Below are 5,046 nucleotides of genomic sequence, written 5' to 3' on the forward strand. Positions count from 1 at the left end.
ATTTATTAAATTAGTATACTCCTGAGAAGTTGTTACATAATATCGCTGAGCACCGGTTTTAGTTTCCACTGCACGGAAAAAATGCTTTTTCCCATGAAAATTAGTATATGAATATGGCATTTACTGATCGTTTTATTGGACTTTTAATTCACCCTTCCACACGGAAAATAGTTCCTTATTATTAGGCTAATTGATTGTTATACCAATAGCTATTTAGTATTAATAGCTCAGAATCTTGACTACTAAAAACAAAAATAATCCGAAAGTTGTAATTATTGATAATAAAGACCTTAAGTTTTGTTTGTTAATCATTATTTCATATTTCTCAACATCCGTTGTAAAATTCCAGTCCATTCGTTTTGCAGCATGCCTGTAAATCTCCATTTGCCATTTTTCCAGAAGCATTAAATAAATTAAGTTTATAATTGGTAAAATAGCAGCCCAAAGACTAAAAATAGGTTCATCGCTTGGAAATTTACTCAATCCCAAAAATGCTGCAATTAGCATGTTATTAAAAGTAAACATTTTGTCATGTATACGATCAAATGTAGACTGTATTTTATTTGTAGCTTCTTCAGCTTCTTTTTCAGCCTTATTAAGTAACTTATTGCTTTCTGAAGTTAATTCATTTGTGCTAATTCTTGCTTCATTTTCAGCGAGTAGCTTGAGCATTTGCTTCAGTAATTTATTTGTCTCCTTAGGTTCTTCCATCGATTTATTGAACTCTATATTCGTGATTTTTCATTGAAAATAAAAAGCCCAGTTTTCTGGGCTTTTCGTAAGTGATTAATTATTTTAACTTACACCTCCATTGTTATCAAAAGTAATAATTGATCCAGCTGCAAACCATTGTCTAACATTAGAACCTGAAATCCTTAAAAAAGTTCTGCTTCTAAGCGTTCCTGTTCTAACCTTCCTATTTTGTCCAGTTGCAAAAATTATCTGAGTACTAGCCTTGAACCATACTCCCGAATTAGATCCTGAAGGATTTAGAAATGTATTACTTCGTAGAGTTCCTGTTTTTACTTTTCTGTTTTGTCCAGTCTCAAAAGTGACTTGAGTACTAGCCTTGAACCATACTCCCGAATTAGATCCTGAAGGATTTAGAAATGTATCTCTGGCAAGAATTGCTCTATTAGATTTTTGTATTGTTTCTATCTCAATAGGATTACTCTCTTCATTTAGAGTAGATAGATCATCTTTTTCACAACTATATACTGACAGAAGAGCTGAAATAGATAAAATCGATTTTGCAAAAAAATTAATTGTTTTCATAATAAAAGTTTTAAGGGTTTTTATATTCTTCTAATGTAATTTTTGATTCTCTTATAATTTAATCCTAATAGATTTGTAATTGATATCTTCAATAATTAAATGACATTTTAATAACATCAATTCCTTCATTTTCTCATAAGTATCACTAGCATCCATCGTTTATTTGAACTTTTTATTAATCAAACTGCTTACATATTCTCGAACACCATCTTCAGTCGGTACTACGTAATAATTTCCTTGAGAACTTTCATTAATTTCATTAGCAACTTTTTCAGGACCGTAGTTATCCATATCTCTTAATATTAGTAATGACATTTTACGGAATACTTCATCCTCAATATCCTCTATTTTCTCTTCAATACTTTTCATCGGTTTATTGAACTTTAATGGTCTAAATAAATGCTATTAAACTGCCATTTATTTCTTGTCGTATCAGCTTCTACTTTTTTTCTTTACGCAAAATTTTCTCCATTTTACGACCTTTTGCTAATTCATCGATCAACTTTTCCATTCGTCTGCAATCACGGTACAAAGCAAATTCTTCAGAAATTTCTTCAATACGGTATCCGCATACTACCCCTTTAATCATATGTGCGTTTTCATGAAGATTGGCTCCGTCAAAAAAATCTTTAAAAGAACCATTACCCTCAATAAAAGATTCTAACCTATCCTGATCATAACCTGTTAACCATAAAATAACCTGATCGAGCTCTTCTTTGGTTCTACCGTGCTTTTGTATTCTATTCAGGTAATGCGGATAAATAGATCCAAAGTTCATTTTGGCGATTTGCCCATTTTTTTCTGCTGTTACTTCTGCCATGACTTGTAATTGGTTGATATTAAAAATATATAAAGAACCTGTCCTTTGTTTTTTGTGTGTTTTATTTATTACATTTCCATGTATCGTTTTATTGAACTTTATTTTTCAAAACTTAGTACCATCCGTTTGGTTAATTATCTTTTGACATAAATCCATCATATGGTAAATATTCATTATAATAAGGGGGAGCAAAATGTATAGCATTATCTTGTATAGAAACTACATATTCTTCTTTCTTTATTATATACTTATTCAGCTCTTTATCTAGAGTATAACTAAAAACCTTAATCTCATTACCCCTGTATAGTTTCGCCCTCACATGAGCTATACCTTTATCAGCATTAATAAAATAGGGATGAGTAATTTCCAGATATCCATGTGCATATTTTTTTGTAAAATATTGATGCATTTTATCCGCTTCATTATTTAAGAATAAGCTATCACCGTTGATAAATCTGACATTTGGGAATATTGATTTATTCCAATACAATGGGGTTCTATCAAAGATAGAATCATGAGAATCATCTATTGCTTTATCAACTATAGCAAGATATTTTCCATTTTTATACCGTAAAGATTCTATTATTTCATAAAACACCATATCTAGTTCAGGATTCTTTGAAGCTTTCAGAATCTCTGTAAGATCAACTTGATTGCTTCTATTATTACAAGAAAATAATAGTAGGATTAGAATTGTATAATTAAGATTTTTAATCATGCTTAAATCAAGAAAAAGTTAGTAGGTATTGTATCTTAAAGCTTCATTACGAAGTTCTATCGCATAACCAGAGTTAAAATATTGATTATCAAAAGTTGTGTTTATGCAAATATTCTAGTTAGTCTAAAAAGGAAGAATTCTACATTTTTAACGCCTCTGAATTGTGCTCTAAATGCTTTTATCTTTGCATTAAAGGATTCTGCTAAAGCATACTTATTCTTCGTTTATAAAATTCAACTTTGTTAAACTCATGTTAATTCTAATATAGCATGGTAACAACCTGTCCTTTTTCGACATATATAATGGGAATATTTCCTGTAAAAAAATGAAGATAACTTTTTAATTGGAACTTTAATTCTTAGTATGATCGGACTATTTAGTTTTAGTTTTGACTCAGAATAAACTTTTGCTGCTGGAATATGTAAATCAAAAGCACACTTACATCAGGTGGTGGTTTCGTTCGCGATGGAACAGGAAGAACTGAATGTGACTACAATTGCCCTGATAGAGAAGGTGGAGCGCCATCTAGTCAACCATCTATCTAAATTTTATTAATCACTAATTTATAAAAAATGAAAAAAAGTAATTATTAATTGGTTTCTGAAGATTTTAACCTATACTTTAACAAATATGTCAAAAGCTTCTCTAGAATACGTGCTACCACTTTAGAAGCAAACCTCGGAACACATATAATTGCCAAATTCGACCAAGAAAACGGAATCATTGCTGGTACTTTTGAGTTTACGGTATTGGATACTGATGGCAATGAGATCAAGATTACCGATGGACGATTTGATTTACTATATACTAATTAATAAAACAACTTTTTAATACAATTATTTACAATATTCTTAATGTTTTTTAATATAAGTAAAATGATCAGTTTTAAAAAATGAAACTCGCACATACCCCATACTTGTACAACCAATAAAAACTTATATTTATACACAAAAATCTTAAAAACCTACTATGATGAAAAAATTCCTTTTTTTACTAGTACTAATAGCTATAACTATCATAAGTGCCTGTAGTAATGATGATGACAATAACAATCCTATCGATCAATTACCTCCCGCAACACAAACCGGAAAACAAACCATTGGGTGCTTAATTAATGGAGAAGCTTTTATACCTACAAGATTTGGTGGCGGACAACCCAGAGCATTTTATCAATTTGTGGATGGAGCATTTACGCTAGGTATATCCGCTAGCAATGGTAATGCAGGACCGAATTTTGAATCGATAAACATTGGTGCATTAGATATTTCCATTTTAGAAGAATCTACATACAATTTAAAGGAATTCGAAACTGGTCATTTTTTTGGAGAATATTTTGTAGGTGGCGGTCTTGAAATTTCTGGAACTACTACTTCAACAAATCCTGGTTCTTTGATCATTACTAAATTCGATCAAGAAAACGGAATCATTGCAGGTACTTTTGAGTTTACGGTATTGGATAAAGAGGGTAACGAAATCAAAGTAACCGATGGCCGATTTGACTTATTCTATGAGTCTAATGTAACAGTTATATCCGACTAATAAACAATTTTTTACACCTACCCCACTCACATATTCATGTAACCTTTTTTAAAATCATTTTTACAATGAAACAGATTTCTATTGCCATTTTTGTAATGGTCTGGACAGCTATGTCCACCATCAAGGCACAAACTACAGACACAAGTGTAGCCAATGCCATTAACCATGCCTTTGCTCCCTTAGAAAAAAATCGCGTGCCCCACGGGATTTTATTAGACTATGGCTTCGATTTTACAGACCTTAACAAATATAATGGGATCAATGTAAGTGGGGATCATATTAATCCTGCTTTGTATAGAGACATCTACAATACTATTGTTTCTTCTGCAATACAATCAGGGATATCGGGGGTGCAGAACCCCAAAGGCGAATACAGCAAATGGAAAAACCTACAACAACAAAAAACGGCTATTAATACCAATACAAACACCAATATTGTACTGAGTGGTTTATACTTTAAATACTCCAAAATACGAAGCAATGCCCTTAATCAAGGGGATATCCGAGTTATTAATAACAATACCCAATATGATGATGCCTATAGTGGCGGAGTATGGCAAAACCCTTATGAAACCAAAAATGCAGTTGCTTATAAAAAATGAAAAAAAATAATTATCAATTGGTTTCTGAAGATTTTAACCTATACTTTAACAAATATGTCAAAAGCTTCTCTAGAATACGTGCTACCACTTTA

8 protein-coding genes are annotated in these 5,046 nt (G+C 31.3%); 3 read left to right on the plus strand and 5 right to left on the minus strand.

Annotated elements, in window-relative coordinates; all coding sequences use genetic code 11:
- Positions 1-219: 219 nt before the first annotated feature.
- From F0000_RS26430 to F0000_RS26450, 5 genes are all read right to left on the minus strand, one after another.
- On the minus strand, positions 220-711 hold the full coding sequence (locus tag F0000_RS26430) for a hypothetical protein (protein WP_149627702.1): 492 nt from the start codon (positions 709-711) through the stop codon (positions 220-222).
- Positions 712-795: 84 nt separating this feature from the next.
- Positions 796-1,275 carry a hypothetical protein gene (locus F0000_RS26435; RefSeq protein ID WP_149627703.1) on the minus strand — a complete coding sequence of 160 codons (480 nt, stop codon included), beginning with the start codon at positions 1,273-1,275 and terminating at the stop codon, positions 796-798.
- A 159-nt stretch (positions 1,276-1,434) separates the two neighbouring features.
- Positions 1,435-1,644: a hypothetical protein gene (locus F0000_RS26440; RefSeq protein ID WP_149627704.1), complete on the minus strand. Its 210-nt coding sequence runs from the start codon at positions 1,642-1,644 to the stop codon at positions 1,435-1,437.
- A gap of 70 nt (positions 1,645-1,714) precedes the next feature.
- The gene (locus F0000_RS26445; RefSeq protein ID WP_149627705.1) at positions 1,715-2,095 is read right to left on the minus strand and encodes a DUF2200 domain-containing protein; all 381 of its coding nucleotides are present in this window, start codon (positions 2,093-2,095) and stop codon (positions 1,715-1,717) included.
- A gap of 130 nt (positions 2,096-2,225) precedes the next feature.
- Entirely contained in the window at positions 2,226-2,813 is a 588-nt protein-coding gene (locus tag F0000_RS26450; RefSeq protein WP_149627706.1) for a hypothetical protein, read from the minus strand.
- A 593-nt stretch (positions 2,814-3,406) separates the two neighbouring features.
- Here F0000_RS26450 and F0000_RS26460 point away from each other — a divergent pair.
- The 3 genes from F0000_RS26460 to F0000_RS26470 all read left to right on the plus strand — a co-directional run bounded on the left by F0000_RS26460 (position 3,407) and on the right by F0000_RS26470 (position 4,954).
- On the plus strand, positions 3,407-3,628 hold the full coding sequence (locus F0000_RS26460; protein ID WP_149627707.1) for a hypothetical protein: 222 nt from the start codon (positions 3,407-3,409) through the stop codon (positions 3,626-3,628).
- A gap of 157 nt (positions 3,629-3,785) precedes the next feature.
- Positions 3,786-4,352, plus strand: coding sequence for a hypothetical protein (locus F0000_RS26465; protein ID WP_149627708.1), 567 nt, complete (start codon positions 3,786-3,788; stop codon positions 4,350-4,352).
- 65 nt (positions 4,353-4,417) lie between these two features.
- Positions 4,418-4,954 carry a hypothetical protein gene (locus F0000_RS26470; protein WP_149627709.1) on the plus strand — a complete coding sequence of 179 codons (537 nt, stop codon included), beginning with the start codon at positions 4,418-4,420 and terminating at the stop codon, positions 4,952-4,954.
- Positions 4,955-5,046: the final 92 nt, after the last annotated feature.

Source organism: Aquimarina sp. RZ0 (assembly GCF_008370685.1).
Taxonomy (GTDB): Bacteria; Bacteroidota; Bacteroidia; order Flavobacteriales; family Flavobacteriaceae; genus Aquimarina.

Bases quoted from the DNA above. Each gene is read 5' to 3' on its own strand.
- F0000_RS26430 (WP_149627702.1), bottom strand. From the start codon at position 711: ATGGAAGAACCTAAGGAGACAAATAAATTACTGAAGCAAATGCTCAAG.
- F0000_RS26435 (WP_149627703.1), bottom strand. From the start codon at position 1,275: ATGAAAACAATTAATTTTTTTGCAAAATCGATTTTATCTATTTCAGCT.
- F0000_RS26440 (WP_149627704.1), bottom strand. From the start codon at position 1,644: ATGAAAAGTATTGAAGAGAAAATAGAGGATATTGAGGATGAAGTATTC.
- F0000_RS26445 (WP_149627705.1), bottom strand. From the start codon at position 2,095: ATGGCAGAAGTAACAGCAGAAAAAAATGGGCAAATCGCCAAAATGAAC.
- F0000_RS26450 (WP_149627706.1), bottom strand. From the start codon at position 2,813: ATGATTAAAAATCTTAATTATACAATTCTAATCCTACTATTATTTTCT.
- F0000_RS26465 (WP_149627708.1), top strand. From the start codon at position 3,786: ATGAAAAAATTCCTTTTTTTACTAGTACTAATAGCTATAACTATCATA.
- F0000_RS26470 (WP_149627709.1), top strand. From the start codon at position 4,418: ATGAAACAGATTTCTATTGCCATTTTTGTAATGGTCTGGACAGCTATG.